Source organism: Candidatus Paracaedibacter symbiosus (assembly GCF_000757605.1).
Taxonomy (GTDB): Bacteria; Pseudomonadota; Alphaproteobacteria; order Paracaedibacterales; family Paracaedibacteraceae; genus Paracaedibacter_A; species Paracaedibacter_A symbiosus.
The window spans coordinates 1531-2939 of the sequence record NZ_JQAK01000042.1; the positions used below are offsets into that span (position 1 = coordinate 1531).

Annotated in this window: 1 protein-coding gene, 1 tRNA gene and 1 pseudogene; all 3 read right to left on the minus strand. The window is 65.7% G+C overall.

What is annotated here, in order from left to right:
* Positions 1-69 precede the first annotated feature (69 nt).
* Positions 70-558 (minus strand): annotated as a pseudogene (locus tag IG80_RS0112115) (NuoB/complex I 20 kDa subunit family protein); the annotation flags it as partial.
* Positions 549-905, minus strand: coding sequence for an NADH-quinone oxidoreductase subunit A (locus tag IG80_RS0112120; RefSeq protein ID WP_032114284.1), 357 nt, complete (start codon positions 903-905; stop codon positions 549-551). The pseudogene IG80_RS0112115 and the gene IG80_RS0112120, both read right to left, overlap by 10 nt.
* Before the next feature lie 373 nt (positions 906-1278).
* Positions 1279-1363 (minus strand) — tRNA-Leu (locus IG80_RS0112125).
* Positions 1364-1409: the final 46 nt, after the last annotated feature.

Sequence of the window (1409 nt, forward strand, 5' to 3'; positions counted from 1 at the left end):
GGGCGCAGTCCAGCACCACCTTCAGCCTCGTATAACTTCGTATAATGTATGCTATACGAAGTTATTACGCTCGGCCGTGGGCGGGCAGCCCGGCACGTAGATGTCGACCGGCACGATGCGGTCGCAGCCGCGCACCACCGAATACGAATAGTGGTAGTAGCCGCCGCCGTTGGCGCAGCTGCCCATCGAGATGACCCACTTCGGGTCCGGCATCTGGTCGTAGACCTTGCGCAGCGCCGGGGCCATCTTGTTGACCAGGGTGCCGGCCACGATCATCACGTCGGACTGGCGCGGCGAGGGCCGGAACACAACACCATAACGGTCCAGGTCCAGGCGTGCGGCGCCGGCGTGCATCATCTCCACCGCGCAGCAGGCCAGGCCGAAGGTCATCGGCCACATCGAGCCGGTACGCGCCCAGTTGACCAGCGCGTCGACGCTGGTGGTGACGTAGCCCTTCTCCAGCAGCGGGTTGTCGCCCTCCGGGCGCAGGATGTCGTCGACCCGCCCTTCCGGGATCGGGCTGGTCATCAGGCGATCGATGGTTTGGATCACTCCCATTCGAGCGCTCCCTTCTTCCAGACGTAGACGAAGCCGAGGAACAGCATCCCGACGAACAGGCCCATGGTGACCAGCGCGCGCGGCCCCAGTTCCTGGAACACGAGGGTCCACGGCACGATGAAGATGATTTCCAGGTCGAAGACGATGAACTGGATGGCGATGAGGTAATAGCGCACGTCGAACTTCATGCGCGCGTCCTCGAAAGCCTCGAAGCCGCACTCGTACGGCGAGAGCTTCCTCGGGTCCGGACGGCGCGGGCCGAGTACGTTGCCGACGATGATCAGCGCGATGCCGATGCCGGTGGCCACGATCAGGAACAACAGGGTCGGCAGGTATTGGGCCAGCACGCGCGGTTCTCTCTTGCCTCTGCCCGGGTCGGGCCGGGCTTGGGTTCGCGCTGCCCCGGCCTGGACCGCGGCGCGCATCGCATTTCCGCCGCGGCACCGCCGCGGACTGCCTCCATGCCCGCCGCGCCGGACCGGTCGAAACCGGACCCTGGCCGCTTTGTGCATAGCAGCGGAATTGTAGCGGCTGGCACATGGGGGAGTAAACGCTTGCCTGCCGACCGACACCGCAGGAAACGGGCGCAGATGCCGGAAAAAGGCTGGCCACCCGGCCGGTCGGCGTGCGCCGGCGCAACGCCATGGAAACGAAAAGGGGCGCCAGTAGCGCCCCCGGTTACGCCAGGCAGCCGTGAAGCTCTCCGGCTGCCTGCAGTGTTGGTGCCCAAGAGGGGACTCGAACCCCTACGACTCTCGTCGCTACCACCTCAAGGTAGTGCGTCTACCAATTCCGCCACCTGGGCAAAGACCGCTGCCGGCATGCGGCGCGCCGGCATTGTACGCGCTACT